This is a genomic window from Tessaracoccus sp. (assembly GCF_016714275.1).
Lineage (GTDB): Bacteria > Actinomycetota > Actinomycetes > Propionibacteriales > Propionibacteriaceae > Arachnia.
In genome coordinates this window covers 392,124-412,425 of record NZ_JADJNP010000002.1, presented here as the reverse complement: position 1 = coordinate 412,425, position 20,302 = coordinate 392,124, and the positions used below count along the sequence as shown (strand labels likewise).

Annotated in this window: 20 protein-coding genes; 17 read left to right on the top strand and 3 right to left on the bottom strand. The window is 68.8% G+C overall.

The features are described from left to right. Positions 1-32 precede the first annotated feature (32 nt). Positions 33-902 (bottom strand): tRNA glutamyl-Q(34) synthetase GluQRS, encoded by an 870-nt coding sequence (gene gluQRS / locus IPJ61_RS10520; RefSeq protein ID WP_297106739.1) that lies wholly within the window; start codon positions 900-902, stop codon positions 33-35. A 34-nt stretch (positions 903-936) separates the two neighbouring features. Here gluQRS and IPJ61_RS10515 point away from each other — a divergent pair, with 34 nt between their 5' ends. The 17 genes from IPJ61_RS10515 (at position 937) to IPJ61_RS10435 (ending at position 18,384) form a co-directional block, all read left to right on the top strand. Next, positions 937-1,863, top strand: a complete 927-nt coding sequence (locus IPJ61_RS10515; protein WP_297106736.1) for a helix-turn-helix transcriptional regulator — start codon at positions 937-939, stop codon at positions 1,861-1,863. After that, a complete protein-coding gene (locus IPJ61_RS10510) occupies positions 1,860-2,780 on the top strand; it encodes a helix-turn-helix transcriptional regulator (protein ID WP_297106733.1) in 921 nt (306 codons plus the stop codon). Before IPJ61_RS10515 ends, IPJ61_RS10510 begins: the two co-directional genes overlap by 4 nt. 15 nt (positions 2,781-2,795) lie before the next feature. After that, positions 2,796-2,975, top strand: coding sequence for a hypothetical protein (locus IPJ61_RS10505; RefSeq protein WP_297106730.1), 180 nt, complete (start codon positions 2,796-2,798; stop codon positions 2,973-2,975). A 49-nt stretch (positions 2,976-3,024) separates the two neighbouring features. Continuing rightward, positions 3,025-3,234 (top strand): twin-arginine translocase TatA/TatE family subunit, encoded by a 210-nt coding sequence (gene tatA, locus IPJ61_RS10500; protein ID WP_297106726.1) that lies wholly within the window; start codon positions 3,025-3,027, stop codon positions 3,232-3,234. Positions 3,235-3,237: 3 nt separating this feature from the next. Beyond that, positions 3,238-4,104, top strand: coding sequence for a twin-arginine translocase subunit TatC (tatC, locus tag IPJ61_RS10495; protein ID WP_297106724.1), 867 nt, complete (start codon positions 3,238-3,240; stop codon positions 4,102-4,104). After that, positions 4,101-5,018: a diacylglycerol/lipid kinase family protein gene (locus tag IPJ61_RS10490; RefSeq protein ID WP_297106722.1), complete on the top strand. Its 918-nt coding sequence runs from the start codon at positions 4,101-4,103 to the stop codon at positions 5,016-5,018. Before tatC ends, IPJ61_RS10490 begins: the two co-directional genes overlap by 4 nt. A 21-nt stretch (positions 5,019-5,039) precedes the next feature. Then, positions 5,040-7,790, top strand: a complete 2,751-nt coding sequence (locus tag IPJ61_RS10485; RefSeq protein WP_459251276.1) for a DEAD/DEAH box helicase — start codon at positions 5,040-5,042, stop codon at positions 7,788-7,790. A gap of 75 nt (positions 7,791-7,865) precedes the next feature. Then, positions 7,866-8,627: an imidazole glycerol phosphate synthase subunit HisF gene (gene hisF, locus IPJ61_RS10480; protein ID WP_297106719.1), complete on the top strand. Its 762-nt coding sequence runs from the start codon at positions 7,866-7,868 to the stop codon at positions 8,625-8,627. Positions 8,628-8,646: 19 nt separating this feature from the next. Then, positions 8,647-9,042, top strand: a complete 396-nt coding sequence (locus IPJ61_RS10475; RefSeq protein ID WP_297106716.1) for an HIT family protein — start codon at positions 8,647-8,649, stop codon at positions 9,040-9,042. A gap of 151 nt (positions 9,043-9,193) precedes the next feature. Continuing rightward, on the top strand, positions 9,194-9,661 hold the full coding sequence (locus IPJ61_RS10470; protein ID WP_297106712.1) for an aromatic ring-opening dioxygenase LigA: 468 nt from the start codon (positions 9,194-9,196) through the stop codon (positions 9,659-9,661). A 296-nt stretch (positions 9,662-9,957) separates the two neighbouring features. Beyond that, positions 9,958-11,700, top strand: a complete 1,743-nt coding sequence (locus IPJ61_RS10465) for an acetolactate synthase large subunit (protein ID WP_297106709.1) — start codon at positions 9,958-9,960, stop codon at positions 11,698-11,700. Then, the gene (gene ilvN, locus IPJ61_RS10460) at positions 11,700-12,203 is read left to right on the top strand and encodes an acetolactate synthase small subunit (protein ID WP_297106707.1); all 504 of its coding nucleotides are present in this window, start codon (positions 11,700-11,702) and stop codon (positions 12,201-12,203) included. Before IPJ61_RS10465 ends, ilvN begins: the two co-directional genes overlap by 1 nt. 28 nt (positions 12,204-12,231) lie before the next feature. Then, the gene (gene ilvC / locus IPJ61_RS10455) at positions 12,232-13,260 is read left to right on the top strand and encodes a ketol-acid reductoisomerase (RefSeq protein WP_297106704.1); all 1,029 of its coding nucleotides are present in this window, start codon (positions 12,232-12,234) and stop codon (positions 13,258-13,260) included. A 250-nt stretch (positions 13,261-13,510) separates the two neighbouring features. Then, positions 13,511-15,511 carry a PTS mannitol transporter subunit IICBA gene (locus IPJ61_RS10450; protein WP_297106701.1) on the top strand — a complete coding sequence of 667 codons (2,001 nt, stop codon included), beginning with the start codon at positions 13,511-13,513 and terminating at the stop codon, positions 15,509-15,511. A 1-nt stretch (position 15,512) separates the two neighbouring features. Continuing rightward, the gene (locus IPJ61_RS10445) at positions 15,513-16,559 is read left to right on the top strand and encodes a zinc-dependent dehydrogenase (RefSeq protein ID WP_297106698.1); all 1,047 of its coding nucleotides are present in this window, start codon (positions 15,513-15,515) and stop codon (positions 16,557-16,559) included. A gap of 31 nt (positions 16,560-16,590) precedes the next feature. Beyond that, positions 16,591-17,358: a DeoR/GlpR family DNA-binding transcription regulator gene (locus IPJ61_RS10440; RefSeq protein ID WP_297106695.1), complete on the top strand. Its 768-nt coding sequence runs from the start codon at positions 16,591-16,593 to the stop codon at positions 17,356-17,358. Positions 17,359-17,388: 30 nt separating this feature from the next. Then, a complete protein-coding gene (locus IPJ61_RS10435) occupies positions 17,389-18,384 on the top strand; it encodes a 1-phosphofructokinase family hexose kinase (protein ID WP_297106691.1) in 996 nt (331 codons plus the stop codon). 338 nt (positions 18,385-18,722) lie between these two features. Here IPJ61_RS10435 and IPJ61_RS10430 read toward each other — a convergent pair whose 3' ends face one another. Continuing rightward, positions 18,723-19,535, bottom strand: a complete 813-nt coding sequence (locus IPJ61_RS10430) for a hypothetical protein (protein ID WP_297106688.1) — start codon at positions 19,533-19,535, stop codon at positions 18,723-18,725. Positions 19,536-19,546: 11 nt separating this feature from the next. After that, positions 19,547-20,044 (bottom strand): SigE family RNA polymerase sigma factor, encoded by a 498-nt coding sequence (locus tag IPJ61_RS10425; RefSeq protein WP_297106685.1) that lies wholly within the window; start codon positions 20,042-20,044, stop codon positions 19,547-19,549. Positions 20,045-20,302: the final 258 nt, after the last annotated feature.

Genomic DNA, 20,302 nt, shown 5'->3' with positions numbered 1-20,302 from the left:
TCGACGACTCGGCCGGCGCCTCGTGCGTCGACTCAAGGAGCGGTGTAGACCCAGCCCTGAAAGAAGCGCTGATCGCCAGGCATGGCGGCCAGCGCTTCTTCCGTGTTCCCGCACGGCCCAAGGCCCAAGCTCTCGCTCAGCACGGCGAAGGCGTCCCCAGGGGATGCGAAGGCGTCCAGCCCGACGGCGCCGTCCCGCTTGGCGAGCCGGGCGCCGTCGGCGTTCACGACAAGGCCCACGTGCGCGTACGTCGCGGGGGTGCCTCCCAGCCGCTGCGTGAGCCAGGCCTGGCGCGGCGCCGAGCTCAGCAGGTCCGCCCCGCGGGTGATGAAGGTGACGCCCATGGCGACGTCGTCCACGACGGCCGCGAGGTTGTAGGCGAACTGCCCGTCACCGCGGACGAGGACGAAGTCGTCGACGGCACCTGTCACCTCGCCCGCGTGGACGTCCGTGACGGTGAAGCTCGCGCCGCCCGAGTCGAGCCGCAGCGCGGGCTTCCTCGTCCGACGGCGCTCCTCGCGCTCCGCGGTGGTCAGCCGCCGGCAGGTGCCGGGATAGGGGCGATAGTCGTCGTGCGGCGCCGACGCCGCTTCCGCGAGCTCGCGGCGGGTGCAGAAGCACTCGTAGGTCGAGAGCGTTGCGACCGCGTCGCGGTACAGGTCCAGGCGCTCGCTCTGCCGGACGATGCCCCCGTCCCAGGTGAGCCCCAGCGCGAGCAGGTCGGCTAGCTGGCGTGCCTCCACGCCGTCGGCCGCCCGCACCCGCGCCTCGTCCAGGTCCTCGACCCGCATCAGCCAGCGCCCACCCGCCCGTCGCGCGAGCAACCATCCGGCGAGCGCCGTGCGCAGGTTGCCCAGGTGCAGGTCCGAGGTCGGACTCGGCGCGTAGCGGTCGACATGCATGCGACACATCATGCCCTCCACTAACCTCTTCTCCATGTCAGCGAGGAAGTCGGAGCGGTTGGTCAACCTGCTCATCGCGCTGCTCAGCACCCGGCGGTTCCTGACGCGGCGCGAGCTGCGCGGGATCATCGAGGACTACCGCGACAGCAGCGACACGGCGTTCGAGCGGCAGTTCGAGCGCGACAAGGACGAACTACGGGCGCTCGGCGTCCGGATCGAGACCGGTTCCAACGACACGCTGTTCGACGACGAGGAGGGCTACCGGGTCAACCGGGCCGACTTCGAGCTGCCCGAGATCTCCTTCACGCCCGAGGAGCTTGCGGTGCTCGGCGTCGCCAGCCAGGTGTGGCAGGACTCCGTCGCCGCGGGGCACACCGCGCGGGCGTTCGAGGCGCTGCGGGCCGGGGGAGCGGCGCCCGACCTCTCGCTGGTTCCCGCGCTGCGGCCCCAACTCGCCGTGCGTGAGCCGGACTTCGACATCGTCTACGACGCCGTCCTGCGTCGCCTTCAGCTGACCTTCGGCTATGGGGAAAGCAGCCGCCGCGTCCAGCCGTGGCGGCTGCTCCAGCGCAGGGGCAGCTGGTACCTGTTCGGCTACGACCTCGACCGCGCCGACGACCGCTTCTTCAAGCTCTCCCGCTTTACCGCGCCCGCGGAGACGGTGGGCAGGCCCGGCTCCTACGAGGTGCCCGTCGACGCGGCAGAACGGGCCGCACGGCTCGAACCGGCCGACGGCGCCTCCGCCGTCGTCGCACTGCGGCACGGCGCGACCCTTGAGCTCACAACTCGGCCGATCGAGAGCGCGGACGTCCCGGAGGGATATGCCGCGCACGAGGTGAGCGGCGTGCACGAGCGGGCCATCGTCGACGCCGTCGTGGCCGCCGGACCGGACGCCATCCTGCTCAGCCCCTCGAAGCTGCGCCGCTCCGCGATCGCGCGGTTGAAGAAGGTGGCGGAATGAGGTCCGACACGCAGCTCGCTCGCCTGCTTCGCCTCGTGCCCTACTTGTCGGCGAACCCTGGCGTCGGGATCGCGGAGGTCGCCGCGGCGTTCGGCGTGACCGCGCGCCAGATCCTCGCCGACCTCGAGGTCCTGCAGTACTGCGGCCTCCCGGGCTACCTGTACGACGACCTGTTCGACGTCGACCTCGAGGACGTGCGCGAATCCGGCAGGATCGAGTTCCGCAACGCCGACGTGCTCGCGCGCCCGCTGCAACTACGGCCGGCGGAGGCGGCGGGCCTCATGGCAGCGCTCGGGCTGGTCGTCGAGGCGGGCGGCGCATCCGACGCCGCCGCCAGCGCGCTGGCCAAGCTGCGCGCCGCCGTCGGCGACGTCGACCTTCCCCTGTCGGTCGCGGTCACGCCCACCGACCCCGGGCACCGCGAGGCGCTCACCGTCGCGATTGCCGAGCGCCGTGTCGTCCGGCTCGACTACAAGGCGGCGAACCGATCTGAAGTGTCGACGGCGCTCATTGAACCTGCGCGCTTGCGGCTGGTCGACGGATACACCTATCTCGACGCGTGGAGTCTGACGCGCGACCGCTGGCGGAGCTACCGGCTGGACAGGATCGTCTCGGTGGAGCCGCTGGAAGAGAGGTTCAACGAGCGCGACGACCCGCCCACGGCGTGGTTCCAGGACGCTCCCGGCCGGTTGACGCTGGTCGTGCGCCCTGCCGCGCGCTGGATCGCCGAGTACTACCCGACGCTGGAGGTGGTCGACGAGGGCCGCTGGCTGCGGGTCACGTTGCCGGTCGCCTCGATCGACTGGGCGGCCCGGCTTGTGCTCCGCCTCGGATCGGACGTTGTCGAGGTCGGCGACGACTCCGTCCGCGAGGTGGCGCGCGCGATGGCGCGCGAGGCGCTCGGCGCCTACGCGTGAGGTAGGGTTTTCGACGTGCTCTGGGTGTGGATCTTCGGCGGGCTGGCGGTGGCCGGTCTCGTGGCGCTCGTCGTCTACGGCGTCGGACTCGCGCATCGTGCCGCTGCGGTGCGGCACGAGGTCGGCGTGGCACTCGGCAGGGCCGAGGAGGCACGCGCGCTCGTCGAGCAGTTGAAGCTTCCCGGCCGGGACTAGTATTCACATGTGACCTGCGGCGACAGCCGCACAATGAAGGGAATTGACCATGCCTCTTGGTGGTTGGGAACTCGCGATCGTCCTCGTGGTCGCGCTGCTGCTGTTCGGCGGCTCGCGTCTCGCGGGCGTCGGCAAGGGTGTCGGGCGCTCGATCCGCGAATTCAAGGAAGAGGTCAAGTCGGCCGACAAGGACAAGCCGGAGGTCGTCGACGCTGAGATCGTGCAGCCGGAGATCGACCGCGACAAGCCCGCGAGCTGAGCAGTGACCACCGCATCCACTGAGCCGGAGAAGAAGAGCCGGTTCGCGTGGCTGCGGCCCCCGCAGGGCGGCACCGACGGAACGATGTCGCTGATAGACCACCTGCGGGAGCTGCGCTACCGCGTCACGGTGGCCGCCGCGGCGATCATCCTAGGGGCGTCCGTCTCCGCGTTCTTCTACAACGACATCGTCCAGTTCGTGCTGGCGCCGTGGGCGCGCGCGCGACAGGCGCTGCAGAACAACCTCGACGCGGACCTCATCATCGCCAACAACGGCGTCACGCAGGCGTTCACCGTCGCCGTCATCCTCTGCCTGGTAGCCGGCATCTTCTTCGCGGCGCCCATCTGGTTGTGGCAGGTCTGGGCCTTCGTCGCCCCGGGCCTGCTTGCCAAGGAGAAGAAGTACTCGCTGATCTTCGTGGCCGTCTCGCTGCCGCTGTTCTTCGCGGGATGCGCGCTCGGATACTACGTGTGGCCGAAGGGCATCGAGGTCCTCCTGGGTTTCACACCCGCGAACATGGGCATCACGAACATCCTCGACGTCGCCAACTTCCTCAGCCTTGAGATCAAGGTGGTCCTCGTCTTCGGCCTCAGCTTCCTGCTCCCCGTCGTCGTCGTGGGCCTCAACATGGCGGGCGTCGTGCGTGGCTACCAGTTGAAGAAGGCGCGCAAGATGGTCATCTTCGGCAGCGTGGTGCTTTCCGCCGTCGCTACCCCGACCACGGACCCGTTCTCCATGCTGGCGCTCGCGGTGCCCATCACATGCATGTTCCTGATCGCGGAGATCATCTGCCGCGTCTGGGACAAGAGGCGGGGCATCTCCGAGGAGACCGCAGCGGAGTTCGCCATCGATCTCGAAGACGGTAAGTGAGCAGCGAGCTCGCGAAGCAGCGGCTCGTCACTGTCGTCTGCAACGAGCGTTCCGGCGGCGGACGCGCCGGGCGCGTGCTTCCCAAGGTCGTGCGTCGGCTCCAGGACGGGCTTGCCGACGCCGAACTGCACGTCGTCATCTCAACCTCCTACGAGCAGGCCCGCGACCTCACGCGGGCCGCGGCGCTCGCAGCGCAGCCACGGGATATCGTCGCGGTCATGGGCGGCGACGGCATGGCCCATCTCGGGCTCAACGCCTGCGCGGGAACCGAGGCCACCCTCGCCGTCATCCCCGCAGGCACCGGCAACGACTTCGCGCGCGGTGCGGGCATCCCGCGCTCGATTTCTGCGGCCGTCGAAGCGCTGGTGCAGGGACATACTCGTCGGCTCGACCTCACGAGGCTCACCAACGACGTCGGCTCCTACTACGTGGGCGCCGTCGTCTCCAGCGGCTACGACGCGCGGGTCAACCGCGCCACCAACGACATCCGGCTGCGCTTCGGGCCGCTCAGCTACGGCTACATCGCGCTGCGCGAGCTGGCGAACTTCGAGCCCTTGACCTATCGCCTCGTCGTGGACGGGCAGGCGCGCGAGGTGAGGGCGATGATGGTTGCCGTCGCGAACATGGGCGTCTTCGGCGGCGGCATGAAGATTGCGCCCGACGCCGACCCCGCCGACGGCATCTTGGACATCACGCTCATCTACGAGGCCTCGCGCGGCAAGCTGCTGCGGCTCCTCCCACAGGTCTACACGGGCACCTTCGTCAAGGACCCCGTCGTCGAGCTGCTGCGCGCCCGCCGCGTCGAGATCGACGGGGAGGGCCTCTTCCTGATGGGCGACGGCGAGGAGCTGGGAGAGGTGCCCGCCGTTGCCGAGTGCGTGCCCGGCGTCCTGAGCGTCGTCGTCAGCGAGTGAGCGGCTGATAGCTTTGAGGCCGTGACCACGGCCATGCCAGATGAGGTGCGCGAGTTCGCCTCGCAGTACCCCTACCAACTCGACGACTACCAGATCGAGGCGTGCCGCGAACTCGCCGAGGGGCACGGCGTCCTCGTCGCCGCGCCGACCGGGGCGGGCAAGACGGTCGTCGGCGAGTACGCCGTGCACCGTGCGGTCTCCGACTCCCGCAAGTGCTTCTACACCACGCCCATCAAGGCGCTGTCGAACCAGAAGTACCACGACCTCGTCGACCGCTACGGGCCCGACCGCGTCGGGCTGCTCACCGGCGACACGTCGGTCAACGGCGACGCGCAGATCCTCGTGATGACCACTGAGGTGCTGCGCAACATGATCTACGCCGGCTCCCCGACGCTCGGCAACCTCGGCTACGTCGTCATGGACGAGGTCCATTACCTGGCCGACCGGTTCCGCGGCGCGGTGTGGGAGGAGGTCATCCTCGGGCTGGCCGAGTCCGTCCAGATCGTGGCCCTTTCGGCGACCGTGAGTAACGTCGAGGACTTCGGCGAATGGCTGGGAACGGTCCGCGGCGGGTTCGCCGTCGTCGTGTCCGAGCGGCGGCCGGTGCCGCTTTTCCAGCACGTCCTTGTCGGGCGCAAACTGATGGACCTGTTCGACGGCGTGGCCCCGACGGCGCGCGAGCTGCCCGCGGAGCGCGCCGCCCGCGTCAACCGCGAGCTGCTCAAGGTGAGCAAGGAGGAGGCCGGCCGGGTCCGCGACGACTCGCGCCGCCCCCGCGGCCGTTCGGGCCGCGGAAAGCCCGGCAGGCAGACCGCGTACGGCGGCGCGGCGAACCCGAGGTTCGCGACCCGGCCGACGAGCCGCGGCGAGGTCGCCGTCGTCCTCGACCGGGCGCAGCTGCTGCCCGCCATCGACTTCATCTTCTCCCGCGCCGGGTGTGACGCAGCCGTCCGCCAGGTCGCTGATACGGGGATCACGCTTACGAACCGCGCTGAGGCCGCGCTGCTGGGATCGATCGCGGACCGCCACGTCGCGAACCTCACGCAGGCCGACCTCGGCGCCCTCGACTACGAGCGCTTCCGCGCTGCACTGACCGCCGGCGTCGCCGCCCACCACGCAGGCCAGCTTCCCGCCTTCAAGGCCATTGTCGAGGAGGGGTTCACCACCGGCGCGCTGAAGCTGGTCTTCGCGACCGAGACGCTCGCGCTCGGCATCAACATGCCGGCGAAGACCGTCGTGTTGGAGAAGCTCGTCAAGTACAACGGTGAGGGTCACGTCGACATCACCGCGGGGGAGTACACGCAATTGACCGGCCGCGCGGGGCGGCGTGGGATCGACGTCGAGGGGCACGCGGTCGTGCTGTGGCAGCCGGGCATGGACCCGCGCGCCGTCGCCGGCCTCGCCTCGCGCCGCACTTACCCGCTGCGCTCCAGCTTCACGCCCAGCTACAACATGGCCGTGAACCTCATGGCCGCCATGGGCAAGGAACGCGCCCGCGACCTGCTCAACCAGTCTTTCGCGCAGTTCCAGACCGACAAGTCCGTGGTGCAGGCCTCCCGTGTGGGGCGCTCGCTCCAGACCGACCTGGCCTCGGCCCGCGAGGCCGTCGACTGCCACCTCGGCGACGCCATGGAGTATGCGCGGCTGCGCGACCGGATCTCCCAGTTGGAGGCCGCGTCGTCGAAGGCGCGCCGCCGGGAGCAGTCGGAGCAGGTCGCCGAATCGATCGCGCAGCTCCTGCCCGGCGACATCGTGCACGTCGCGCGCCAGGGTTGGTCCGTGGTGCTGCGCGTGGCACAGCGCGCCGGCCGCGGCTCTGAGCCGTCGGCGCAGGTCATCTCGGGCGACCACACGGTCCTCAAGCTCCAGGCGCACGATCTGCGCGGCCCGCTGGTCGCCGTCGGTCGCGTGCGCGTGCCCCGCGACTTCTCGCTGCGGGACCGCAGGGCGCGACGGGCGCTGCTGGCCGCGATGTCGGCCAAGCTTGACGAGCGCGACCCCGAGATCCCCGACACCGCCATCCCCACCGACGATGCCATTGCCCGCGAGATCGCGGACCTGCGCGTCGAGCTCAAGCGGCACCCCTGCCACGGTTGCCCGGACCGCGAGGCCCACGCCATCGAGGCCGCCCGCATCATCCGTCTGGAGCGCGAGGCCGAGCGGGTTGAGCGCGACGTCACAGGGCGCGCCAACTCGCTCGCGGTCCAGTTCGACCGCGTGCTGGCGGTGCTCGGCGAGCTGCACTACCTCGACGGCGACGACCTCACCGACGCCGGACGCATGCTGCGGCGCATCTACAACGAGCTGGACCTGGTGGCCGCAGAATGTGTCCGCCGCGACGTGTTCGCAGGCCTCGACGCGCCACAACTGGCGGCGGTGCTGTCGACGGTGCTGTACGAGTCGCGCCCCACCCGCGACGCCCTCCCGCCCCGGATGCCCGACGCCGCATCCGAGCGCGCTCAGTCCGCGCTGCGCGCCGTGTGGCGCGAGGTCGGCCAGGTGGAACGAAGGCACGGCCGCGACCGCGGACGCGAGCCCGACATCGGCTTCGCCGAGGCCGCGTGGCGGTGGGCGAGCGGTCAGGACCTGGCGAAGGTGCTCGCCACCACCAGCCTCACCCCGGGGGACTTCGTCCGCTGGGTCCGGCAGGTGATCGACCTCGCGGGACAGCTGGCCACTGCCGTCGGCCCCGGCGACCTGCGTCGCACGTGCCGCGAGGTGCAAGACGCCATGCGCCGTGGCGTCGTCGCCGCCGATCTCACCGAGGACTGAGCCTTAGGGACGTGCCACCTCTCCGCAGGACCTCTACGAGGTGCCACCTCTCCGCGGGAGCACTAGGGTGAGGCCATGTCGGTAGCGCTGCGCGTCATCCCCTGCCTCGACGTCCACGACGGTCGTGTGGTCAAGGGCGTCAATTTCCGCAACCTGCGCGACGCGGGCGACCCCGTCGAGCTCGCAGCGCGGTACTCGGCCGCGGGCGCCGACGAGCTGACCTTCCTCGACATCTCCGCCTCGTCCGACGGCCGCGCCACCACGCGCGACATGGTTGCCCGCTGTGCCGAGACAGTTTTCATCCCGCTCACCGTCGGCGGGGGAGTGCGCTCGGTCGAGGACGTCGACCTGCTGCTGCGCTCCGGCGCCGACAAGGTGGGCATCAACACCGGCGCGCTCGCGCGACCCGAGGTGATCGACGAGATCGCGGCCGTGTTCGGCAACCAGGTCCTCGTGCTGTCGGTCGACGCCCGGCGAGAACCGGGCATGCCGTCGGGATACGGCGTCACGACCCACGGCGGACGCCGCTCCGCGGGCGTGGACGCGGTTGCTTGGACGAAGGAGGCGTGTGCGCGTGGCGTCGGCGAGATCCTGCTCAACTCCATGGATGCCGACGGCACCACCGACGGCTTCGACATCGATATGATCCGCGATGTGAGGGAGGTCGCGGACGTGCCGCTGATCGCCTCGGGCGGCGCGGGCACCGTCGAGCACTTCGTGCGCGCCGCGGCAGCCGGGGCCGACGCACTGCTCGCCGCGAGCGTTTTCCACTACGAGACGCTGACGATCGCGGACGTCAAGGACGGTCTCCGCGCCGCCGGCTTCGCGGTTCGCTGATCGGACAGAGGGAGAGACCATGGACTGCCTGTTCTGTGCCATCGCCGCCGGGGACATCCCGTCGAAGAAGGTCTACGAGGATGAGGCCGCGTACGCGTTCCTCGACATCGCGCCCTGGCAGGAGGGACACACACTCGTGATCCCGAAGCGCCACGCCGTCGACGTGCTCGAGGACGACGCCATCCTCGCTGAGGTGGCGCCTGCCGTCGCCCGGGTGGGGCGTCTGCTGAAGGAGCGCCTGGGCGCCGACGCGTGCAACGTCGTGTCGAACGCGGGCGCCGCGTCGGGCCAGGAGGTCTTCCACGCGCACGTCCACGTGCTGCCGCGGTGGGACAGTTCCCCGGGACTCTCGCGCCTGAAGACGACCGTCACGGCGGACCTCGACGACGTGTGGCGCCGCATCAACCAAGGATGACGCCGTCGGCGCAGGCAACGTGCCTCGTCAACCGCGTATCTACGGTTTATCTGGATTAAGTCTCCCCGGCGTCGCGGGAACGAAGGTGCCTGCTTAGATGGTTTCTAGCGAGGCGTGGACGAGCCTCCGAAACTGAAGAAAGGGACCTCACATGAAGGCCACCAAAACTGTCGGCGTACTGTCGATCATCGCCGGAATTGTCATGATCATCGCCGGTGCCGCCACCTACGCCACCGTCGCCGCCCAGCTGAAGGCGGAGGCCATCACCGTTCCCGGTGACTCCGCGTTCATGGGCGGAATGTTCGCAGGCAAGCCGGTCGCCGGCCCGCTGAGCGCGTACGCGCAGGCCGACATCATCAACCACCACGCCCTTGCCGGCACCGACGGCAAGACCTACGCCGAGCTCGGCGCCCTGGCCAACGAGGCCAAGGAAAAGGGTGACGCCGAGGCGGAGGAGAACTTCCGCACGCAGCGCGCAACCGTCATGAACGCCTCGTTCCTGCGCGCCTCGCTGTTCAGCTCGGTCATCGCCTTCGGTGTCGCCGCGCTGGTCATGGGCCTCGGCCTGATCGTCGGCCTCATCGGCTGGGCGCTGACCACCATCCGCTCCGCGGAGTGATCCTCGTCGCATAGCGATCTAGAGGTGCCACCTATCCGCGGGACCTCTCGGACGGCGGGTCGGGAACTTCGGTTCCCGGCCCGCTTTCTCATATTCCGGGACCCGCGCGCGGCCGCCTTGACACGGAGCCGTCGAACGACCAAGGTATGGGCCATGCTCACCAGGCTCGTAGTAGACAACTAGCGCATCGCGAACCACACGGTTTCCGTTGCGCTCCCTCGTGTGCCCCATCGGGCGACGGGGGTTTTTTCTTGGAATCACCCAATCGAGCCAACCAACGTAGGAAGGGAGAGGCAATGGCGCAGGACAGCGGTCAGATCATGACGGGAGCACAGGCGCTCGTGGCGTCGCTTGAGAGAATGGGAGTCGATGTAGCCTTCGGCATCCCAGGCGGCGCCATCCTTCCGGCGTACGACCCTCTCTACGACTCGAAGATCCGTCACATCCTCGTCCGGCACGAGCAGGGTGCCGGACACGCGGCCGAGGGGTACGCGATGAGCTCCGGCCGGGTCGGCGTCTGCATCGCGACCTCGGGGCCTGGCGCGACGAACCTCGTCACGCCCATCGGCAACGCCTATATGGACTCGACGCCGCTCGTCGCCATCACGGGGCAGGTCAACAGCACCGCGATCGGCACGGACGCGTTCCAAGAGGCTGACATCCGCGGCATCACGATGCCGATCACGAAGCACAGCTTCCTGATCAAGGACGTGCACGAGATCCCGCTTGCGATCAAGGAGGCGTTCCACATCGCCTCCACTGGACGTCCCGGCCCGGTTCTCGTCGATGTCGCCAAGGACGCGCTCGTCGCGAAGGCGCCGTTCGTCTGGCCCGAGGAGATGGACCTCCCCGGCTACCGGCCGACCATCAAGCCGCACACGCGCCAGATCCGCGCGGCTGCCAAGATGATCTCCGAGTCCCAGCGGCCCGTCCTGTACGTCGGTGGTGGCGTCACGTTGGCTCGTGCCCATGAGGAACTTGCCGAGTTCGTCGCCAAGACGCACATCCCCGTCGTCACCACGCTGATGGCGCGCGGCGTGTTCCCGGACAGCCACGAACTGAACATGGGCATGCCCGGCATGCACGGCACGGTCGCGGCCGTCGGCGCGCTGCAGAAGTCGGACCTGCTCATCGCGCTCGGTACCCGCTTCGACGACCGCGTCACCGGCAAGCTCGACTCGTTTGCTCCCGAAGCGAAGGTCATCCACGCCGACATCGACCCGGCGGAGATCGGTAAGAACAAGCCGGTCGACGTCCCGATCGTCGGCGACGTGCGCGAGACGCTGCGGCAGCTGAACGAGGCCATCGAGGCGTACCCGAAGCCGGACGCCGACGCGTGGCGTCGGCTCCTCGGTGGCATGAAGGCGCGCTACCAACCGCGCTGGGAGGAGGCCCCCGACGGCCGCCTCTCGCCGCAGGAGGTCATCAAGCGGATCGGCGATCTCAGCCCGCCGGACACGATCTACGCCGCGGGCGTCGGTCAGCACCAGATGTGGGCCGCCCACTTCCTGCCGCACGAGAAGCCCGCCCGGTGGATCAACTCCGGTGGCGCCGGCACCATGGGATTCTGTGTTCCCGCAGCCATGGGCGCCAAGGTGGCCAACCCGGACTCGACGGTGTGGGGCATCGACGGCGACGGCTGCTTCCAGATGACCAACCAAGAGCTGGTCACCTGCGCCGTCAACAACATCCCGATCAAGATCGCGGTGATCAACAACAACGCGCTCGGCATGGTGCGCCAGTGGCAGTCGCTGTTCTACGACGGCCGCTACTCGCACACCGACCTGAACACCGAGTCGTGGCCGAACTTCCCGATGCTCGCCGAGGCGATGGGATGCGTCGGGCTTCGTGCCACCAACGAGGAGGAGATGGACGAGGCGATCGCGAAGGCGCTCGAGATCAACGACCGCCCTGTCGTCATCGAGTTCGTGGTCCACAAGGACGCCATGGTGTGGCCGATGGTCCCCGCAGGCACAAGCAACGACGAGATCCGCGTGGCCCGCGATATGGCCCCCGACTGGGAAGAGGAAATCCTGTGATGAAGAACCACACCCTCTCGATCCTCGTGTCGAACCGCCCCGGCGTCCTCACCCGGATCGCCGCGCTGTTCTCGCGCCGCGGCTTCAACATCGAGTCGCTCGCCGTTGGCCCAACCGAGCGCGAGGAGATCTCTCGCATGACGGTCGTCGCCCAGGTGGAGGACGACGCCGCGCTGGAGCAGATCGTCAAGCAGCTGAACAAGCTCATCGAGGTCCGCAAGGTCCTCGAGCTCGGCCCCAGCTCCGTGCAACGCGAGATGGTCCTTGTCAAGGTGCGCGCGGACGCCGCAACCCGCAGCCAGGTGATCGATGTCGTGAGCCTCTTCCGCGGCAAGGCCGTCGACGTGTCGGCCACGACCATCACGATCGAGGCGACGGGGAGCACCGATAAGCTTGCGGCGCTGCTCGAGATGCTCGCGCCGCACGGCATCGTCGAACTGGTCCAGTCGGGTCAGGTCGCGCTGGGCCGTGGCACGAAGATCCTCGCCGAGAAGAACAGATAACAACCCCAGACCTTAGGAGAACCCACCCATGGCAGAAATGTTCTACGACAATGACGCCGACCTGTCGATCATCCAGTCGCGCAGCGTTGCCGTCATCGGCTACGGCTCGCAGGGTCACGCGCACGCGCTGAGCCTGCGCGACTCGGGCGTCGACGTGCGCGTCGGCCTGCGTCCGGGCTCGCCGTCGGCGGCCAAGGCCGAGGCCGAGGGCCTGCGTGTCCTTCCCGTCGCCGAAGCCGTCGAGGAGGCCGACCTGATCATGATCCTGGCGCCCGACCAGGTCCAGCGCACCCTTTACAAGGAGGAGATCGAGCCGCACCTCGCCGCAGGCGACGCGCTCTTCTTCGCGCACGGCTTCAACATCCGCTTCGGCTACATCACCCCGCCTGAGGGCGTCGACGTCTGCATGGTCGCCCCGAAGGGCCCCGGCCACCTGGTGCGCCGCGAGTACGCCAACGGCCGCGGTGTGCCCGCGATCATCGCCGTGGAGGTCGACGCCAGCGGCAACGCCTGGCCGCTGGCGCTCAGCTACGCCAAGGCCATCGGTGCGCTCCGCGCGGGCGGCATCAAGACCACCTTCACCGAGGAGTGCGAGACCGACCTGTTCGGCGAGCAGGCCGTGCTCTGCGGCGGTGCGTCCGCGCTGGTCCAGGCCGGCTTCGAGGTCCTCACCGAGGCGGGCTATCAGCCCGAGGTCGCCTACTTCGAGTGCCTGCACGAGCTGAAGCTGATCGTCGACCTCATGTACGAGGGCGGCATCGCCAAGCAGCGTTGGAGCGTCTCGGACACCGCCGAGTACGGCGACTACGTCTCCGGCCCGCGCGTCATCGACGCCCGCGTCAAGGAGAACATGAAGGCCGTCCTCACCGACATCCAGACCGGTGCCTTCGCGAAGCGCTTCATCGATGACCAGGACGCCGGCGCTCCCGAGTTCAAGGAGCTCCGCGCGAAGGGCGAGGCGCACCCGATCGAGGCCACCGGCCGCGAGCTGCGCAAGCTGATGAGCTGGGTGGAGACCACCGACACCGACTACGTGGAGGGCTCCGCCGCCCGCTGAGGCGCGCGATGACCTGAACCGGGGCCTGCGGAGACGCAGGCCCCGGTTTTTCACGTCCTGGTCTGGAAACGCAACGTCTCACATCCCCGTCCGGAGTTCCGCGAGTTGGCACTGAAGGCGGACCGGCGTCTCTCAAAAGAACGTGAACACAGGTAAAAACAGGGAAAATGGTTGACAGAATGTCTGAATATGGGGAAGATGGAGCAGCGGCGTCGCGAAGAAGTGTCGCCGGGAGCAACAGGAGTTACTCATGAGTGTCACCACCACCCGATCTGGAGGGGGCGCGCGGGTCGCCGTCCAGAAGTTCGGGACCTTCCTCTCCGGCATGATCATGCCGAACATCCCCGCATTGATTGCCTGGGGGCTTTTGACGGCGCTCTTCATCGACGTCGGTTGGCTCCCCAACGCGTCCCTCGCGTTGATGGTGGGCCCCACCATCCACTACCTGCTGCCCCTGGTGATCGCCAACACGGGTGGCCGGATGGTCTACGACTTCCGCGGCGGCGTCGTGGGTGTGCTCGGAACCATGGGCGCCATCGTCGGCTCGGACCACCTGATCGCGCAGTTCAACGCCACGCTGCCTGAGGGAGCGAACCAGCTCGGCCAGATCCACATGTTCATCGGCGCCATGATCATGGGCCCGCTGAGCGCGTGGGTCATGAAGAAGCTCGACGCGCTGTGGGCAGGCAAGGTCCGTGCGGGCTTTGAGATGCTGGTTGACATGTTCTCTGCCGGCATCGCCGGTTTCCTGATGATGTTGTTCGGTTTCACGGCCGTCGCCCGCCTCGTCAACGTGATCATGGACGTCCTCGGCTCGGCCGTGGGCTGGCTGATCGAGACGGGTCTCCTGCCGCTGGTCAGCATCGTGATCGAGCCCGCCAAGGTGTTCTTCCTGAACAACGCCATCAACCACGGCGTGCTCACCCCGCTGGGAACCGCTCAGTTGGACGTCGACGGCAAGTCGATCCTGTTCCTGCTGGAGGCCAACCCCGGCCCCGGCCTCGGCCTGCTCCTCGCCTTCTCCGTCTTCGGTTTGGGAGCCGCACGGGCCTCCGCCCCGGGTGCCGCGATCATCCACTTCCTCGGTGGTATCCACGAGATCTACTTCCCCTACGTGCTGATGAAGCCCCAGCTGCTGATCGCGATGATTCTGGGCGGCATGACCGGCGTCACCACCAACATGGTCTTCGGAGCGGGTCTGCGTGGCCCCGCCGCGCCGGGCTCCTTCCTAGCGGTGATGTTCCAGACCGCCTCGGACTCCTATCTGGGCGTGATCTTGTCCGTCCTGCTGTCGGCGACGGTGACCTTCCTGGTTGCTGCCTTCATCCTCCGGCTCTCACGCAAGGGTGACCTGGAGAAGGGCGATGCAGGCGACCTTTCCGCGGCCATTGCCCAGACCCAGGCCAACAAGGGCAAGAAGTCGGACGCGTTGTCCATGCTGGGAGACGGCGGGGCGCCTGCGGTCTCCGGCCCGATCACCTCGATCGTCTTCGCCTGCGATGCGGGCATGGGCTCCAGCGCCATGGGCGCCAGCGTGCTGCGCAAGAAGATCAAGGACGCCGGGTACGGCAACGTCACCGTGATCAACAAGGCGGTGCGCAACCTCGAGGACAACATCGACGTCCTGGTCACGCAGCGCGAGCTGGGGGAGCGCGCCACCGCGCTCGCGCCGAGCGCCGTCGCCGTGTTCGTGGACAACTTCATGAACTCTCCTCGCTACGACGAGGTGCTCCAGATGGTCGTCGACTCGCATGCCACCGACGCGCAGCCCGCGCCGGCCCCCGCCCCGGTCGAGGAGACCCCGGCCCGCTCCGCCGACGTCGGCTCCGAGGTACTCGCCGCGGAGTCCGTCGTGCTCTCCGGCTCCGCCACCGACGCGGCCTCCGCCATCACGGAGGCCGGGAACCTGTTGGTTGCCACGGGCGGCGTCGACGCGGCCTACGTGGCCGCGATGCACGAGCGCGAGGAGTTGGTCTCGACCTACATGGGTAACTTCCTCGCCATCCCGCACGGCACCAACGAGGCCAAGGACTCGGTGAAGCGTTCCACCATGTCGTTCGTGCGGTACCCGCAGGGCATCGACTGGAACGGCAATACGGTGAAGTTCGTCGTCGGGATCGCGGGCGCGAACAACACCCACATGGATATCCTGCAGAGGGTTGCGATCACCTTCAGCAACCTGGAGCAGGTTGACAGGCTCGAACGGGCCGGTTCCGTGCAGGAGATCGTCGACATCCTGAAGGAGGCGTGAGATGAAGGCACTGAGGTTCCATGCCCCCGGCGACGTCCGGCTCGAGGACGTCCCCGAGCCGGAGTGCGGCCCGGACGAGGTCAAGATCCGGGTCCGCAACTGCTCGGCCTGTGGCACGGACGTCAAGATCCGCGCCAACGGGCACGTCAACATCACCCGCGTCACGACGATGGGTCACGAGATCGCGGGGGAGGTCGTCGAGGTCGGCCCCCAGGCGAAAGGCGGCTTCGCCGTCGGTGACCGCGTGCAGGTCATCGCAGCGGTGCCGTGCGGCGACTGCCACGAATGCAGGAAGGGCTGGATGGCCGTGTGCCAGAACCAGACCTCTGTCGGCTACCAGTACGACGGCGGATTCGCCGAGTACATGATCGTGCCGTCCGAGGTGCTGAAGGTCGACGGGCTGAACCGGATTCCCGACGGGGTGGGCTTCGACGAGGCCTCGGCCGTCGAGCCGTTCGCCTGCGCCATCAACGCGCAGGAGCAGCTCGGCATCGAGGAGGGCGACTTCACCGTCGTCTTCGGGGCCGGGCCCATCGGCTGCATGCACATCAGGATCGCCCGCGGCGTGCACAAGGTCGGCACGGTGGTGCTGGTCGACGTCAACGCCGAGCGGCTCGCGATGTCGGCCGAGGCCGTGCGGCCGGACATCGTGATCGATGCGTCGACCACCGACGTCGTTGCCGAGGTCATGCGGCTGACCGAGGGCCGCGGGGCCGACGTGATCATCACGGCGACGCCGGCGAACGTGACGCAGGAGCAGGCCATCGCGATGGCCGCGCGCAACGGGCGGATCTCGTTCTTCGGCGGCCTGCCGAAGACCAACCCGACGATCACTTGCGACAGCAACCTCGTGCACTACCGCCAACTCCACATTCACGGGGCCAACGGCTCCGCGCCGGAGCACCACAAGGCCGCGCTTTCCTACATCGCCTCGGGACAGATCCCCGTCCGCGACCTGATCACGCGGCACGTCCCCCTCGATCGGGCGCTCGACGCGCTGGACATCGTCGCGAAGGGCGAGGCGATCAAGGTGACGGTCGAGCCCTGAGCGGGCGAGGCCAGACCTTAAGGTGTCTCCCATGTACGCGGAGGAACGACAGAGCGCGATCGTGACCTGGGCCCGGGAACTGGGGCGGGTCTCCGTCGCCGACCTTGCGACGAGGTTCGGCGTGACGGCGGAGACCATCCGGAGGGACCTCGACGCACTCGCGCGCGACGGGCTGCTCAGCCGGGTCCACGGCGGCGCGGTGCCCCCGGACAAGCTCCCGCGGGGTGAGGCGCCGGTCGGCGCGCGCGAGGAGACGGCCCAGCCGGAGAAGCTGGCGATCGCCACCCGCGCCGTCGACCTCCTCCCCGAGGGCCGCGAGTTGACCGTGCTGCTCGACTCCGGCACGACGACGGCCAAGCTGTGCGGCCTCCTCCCAGAGCGTGTGAGCACGGTCTTCACCAACTCGGTGCGCTCGGCGGGAGTCCTCGCCGAGCGGCCGGGGATCGAGGTCTTCCTGCTGGGCGGCCGCGTGCGTGGAGTGACGCAGGCGATCGTCGGCGCCGAGGCCCACGCCATGTTGGCGAAGCTGAGGGTCGACGTCGCGTTCATGGGAACCAACGGCATCTCCGTCGAGCATGGGTTCTCGACCCCGGACCCCGCCGAGGCTGCGATGAAGGAGGCGATGGTGCGCGCCGCGCGCCACGTCTACGTCCTCGCCGACTCGGCGAAGTTCGGCTCCGACGAGGCCGTCCGCTTCGCTGCGCTGGCGGACGTCGACGGCCTTGTCACCGACGAGCAGCTCCCGCTCGCCGCCCGCGCCGCGCTCGAGGCGGCAGGGCTAGAGGTCACTCTCGCCTAGACGCAGTCCGTCAGAGGAGGAACGAACATGATGAGCGAACCCGCACTGGCGAGGGTCCTCACCTTCACGGCCAACCCCAGCATCGACCGGACCGTCCTCCTTCCCGGTCCGCTCGCGCCCGGCGAGGTGACCCGGGCGCTCGGTGTGACCGAGCAGGCCGCGGGCAAGGGAGTGAACGTCGCCCGGGTGCTGCGGCTCGCCGGCTGCCCGGTCACCGTCGTCGCCGCGGGCCTCGACGACGCGTTCCGGCGGCTCGCGGAGGAGGCCCGGCCCTCGATCGAAGTGCAGGGGCAGCGGTTGGGTGCGGGCCAGCGGGTCCGGATCAACACCACGCTCACCGACTCCGCGGGCGTGACCACGAAGATCAACGAGGCGGGCCCGACGCTCACAGCTGAACAACTCGAGGTTGCCGCTGAACTGCTGCTCGCCTCCGCCCGAGGCGCCGCGTGGGTGGCGCTGTCCGGCTCGCTGCCGCCAGGCGCCCCCGACGACTGGTATGCGCAGCTCATCACGCGACTGGCCCGATTGGGGGCGCGGGTCGCCGTCGACACCTCCGAGGCGGCGCTCGACGCCGTCCTGGCCGCGCTGCCGGAGGGTCGCTTCGACCTGATCAAGCCCAACTCCGACGAGCTTGCGCAGCTGGTGGGTGGCGACGCGGCTGCGTTCGAGCAGGCTGCGGCGGCGGGTGAGGTCGGCGACATCGTCGCGGCGGCCCGAGACTTGCACCTCCGCGGCGTCTCGAACGTGCTCGTGACCCTCGGCGGCGCGGGCGCCGTGCTCGTGAACGCCGACGGCGCCTGGTTCGGCCGCGCGCCCCGCACGGAGGTGCGCAGCACCGTCGGCGCAGGGGACTCGGCCGTGGCCGGCTTCATCCTCGCCCAGGTCGCCGGGCGCCCGCCCGCCGAGTGCCTCGCCTCGTCGATCGCCTACGGCTCCGCGGCGGCCTCGCTGCCGGGCACGACCCTTCCGTCGCCGCGCGACCTCTCACCTCAGCCTGTAGAGGTCACGCCGGTGGTGCTGCTCTAGGCCGGCCCGCAGCTGTCACAGATTCCGATGGCGTTGACGGTGCTGGTCTGGAGGCAGCCTAGGCAGCGGGTGCCGGGGTACAGCACCGAAGGCGGATTGTGGATCGGCTGCATCGGCGAGTACTTGACGGTCTTTCTCGGCGTTGGCGCCGAATCGTCCTCCTGCTTCGCCTGACGCGCTGAGTTCTTGACCAGCAAGGTTGCGTACCTCGGTGATGGAGCGCTGTCTATCTCGTAGGTGTGCCTGCGGGAGTGGGCGTGGTGGCGGAGTCTCCCCGGAACGACGCTACCGGCCCCGCGGGACGTGCCCACGGAGCCGGTAGTTGTGGCGCGGGTTGGCTAGCGCGACGCCATCATCTCGTCCAGGACGTCGTCCCACACGGGCGAGCTCAGCAGCTTCGCGATCTCGTCCTGGCCGAGCGGCAGCGTGCTCGTGGTCGACGTGATCTTCTTGCCATCCTCGCCGGAGCGCTTGATGGTGCTCAGGTAGAAGTTGATCTGGGCGCCGTCCTCGCGCTGGTAGTACCAGTCGTGCTTACCCTGCTTGTCGTCGAGGGAGCCCGCGAAGTACCAGACGTTCTTCTTGCCGACCTGGACCATGCCCGGGCCGTCGAGGTCGTAGCCACCGCCGTCGAAGAGGAACAGGTCGACGGTGGCGTAGCCGTCGTCGCTGGGGATCTTGAGGATGGCCGCGTGGTCGGTCTCGGTGCCTCCATCCGCGAACTCGAACCTGGCATCCGGCAGGAGTTCCTTGACTGCGGCCTTCAGCTTCTTGGAGGTGGACATGTTCGGGGCGGGCGGCTGCTCGTCCTGGCCCTGCTTGGCGTTCTGATCCTCCTGGGCGGGATCCACCTTCTCGGCCTCGACCTTCCGCAGGTTCTCCTGCTCGATCGGGCCCGCCGGGGCCTCGGACGCGGGCGGCGCCTCCTGAGGTGCCGTCGGGGCCGGCGGCGCGGCGGGCGCGATGTTGTTGCCGGGGGAGACGGCGTTGACGACGTTGAACGCGCCGATGCTCAGCGCGCCGACGACGGCGAGGGCCGCGACGCCGCTGACGGCGCGGCGGGTGGTGTTCATCCTGCGGCCCTTCGCGATGCCGCGCCGGACGAGGGCCTGGGTCTGGGCGTCGGTCAGTTCGGTGTTGTCGGTGTGCATGATCAATTCCTTCAGGCGTTGGCGGCCAACGGGGCCAGTTGGGGATGGTGGCGGAGCCGCGCCAGGGCGCGGGAGGAGGTGGTGCGCACCCACCCCTCGGATCGGTCGAGGAGCGTCGCCACCTCGGCGACGGGCCTGTCGTCGATGTAGCGCGCGACGACGACAGCCCGTTCCGTGGGCTTCAGCTCGGCCAGGGCCCTGGCCAGGTCGAGTCGCAGCTCGTGGTCGATCTTGTAGCCGGCGAGGGTCTCCGGGATGAGGTCGGTGGCGATCTCGCCCGAGGACTTCTTCCGGCGGCGGGAGACGAAGAGTCGGAAGAGGGTCTGCAGCGCGTACCCCGTCGGGTTCTGCCCCTGGTCCACCCGGTGCCAGTTGACGTACATCTTCGCGAGCGTGTCCTGCACGAGGTCCTCGGCCAACTGCCAGTCGCCCATGAGCAGCCTGGCGTGGCGAAAGAGCCGCGGCGTGGCCTGAACGGCCCACGCCTCGAACTCGTCGATCTCGTGCATCCGGTTTCCCTTCGTCACCAGCTAGTACGCGGTGACCCGGCGTCGACGTTACAGGCGCGGTAGCGCCATCCGTTCCTTGAGCCGCCGAGCGTGCCCCCTTGCTCGGCGCCCCAACCGGTGAGGGTCTCGTCTGAGGTCAACGTGGCTGCAAACGTTCGATCTGAACCGACATCGGCATCAGCATGGTTGGAAGAGTCAGCATGCTGACTCTTCCAACCACGCTAACGAGCGTGATGCTGTCGATCGCACGTTTGCAGC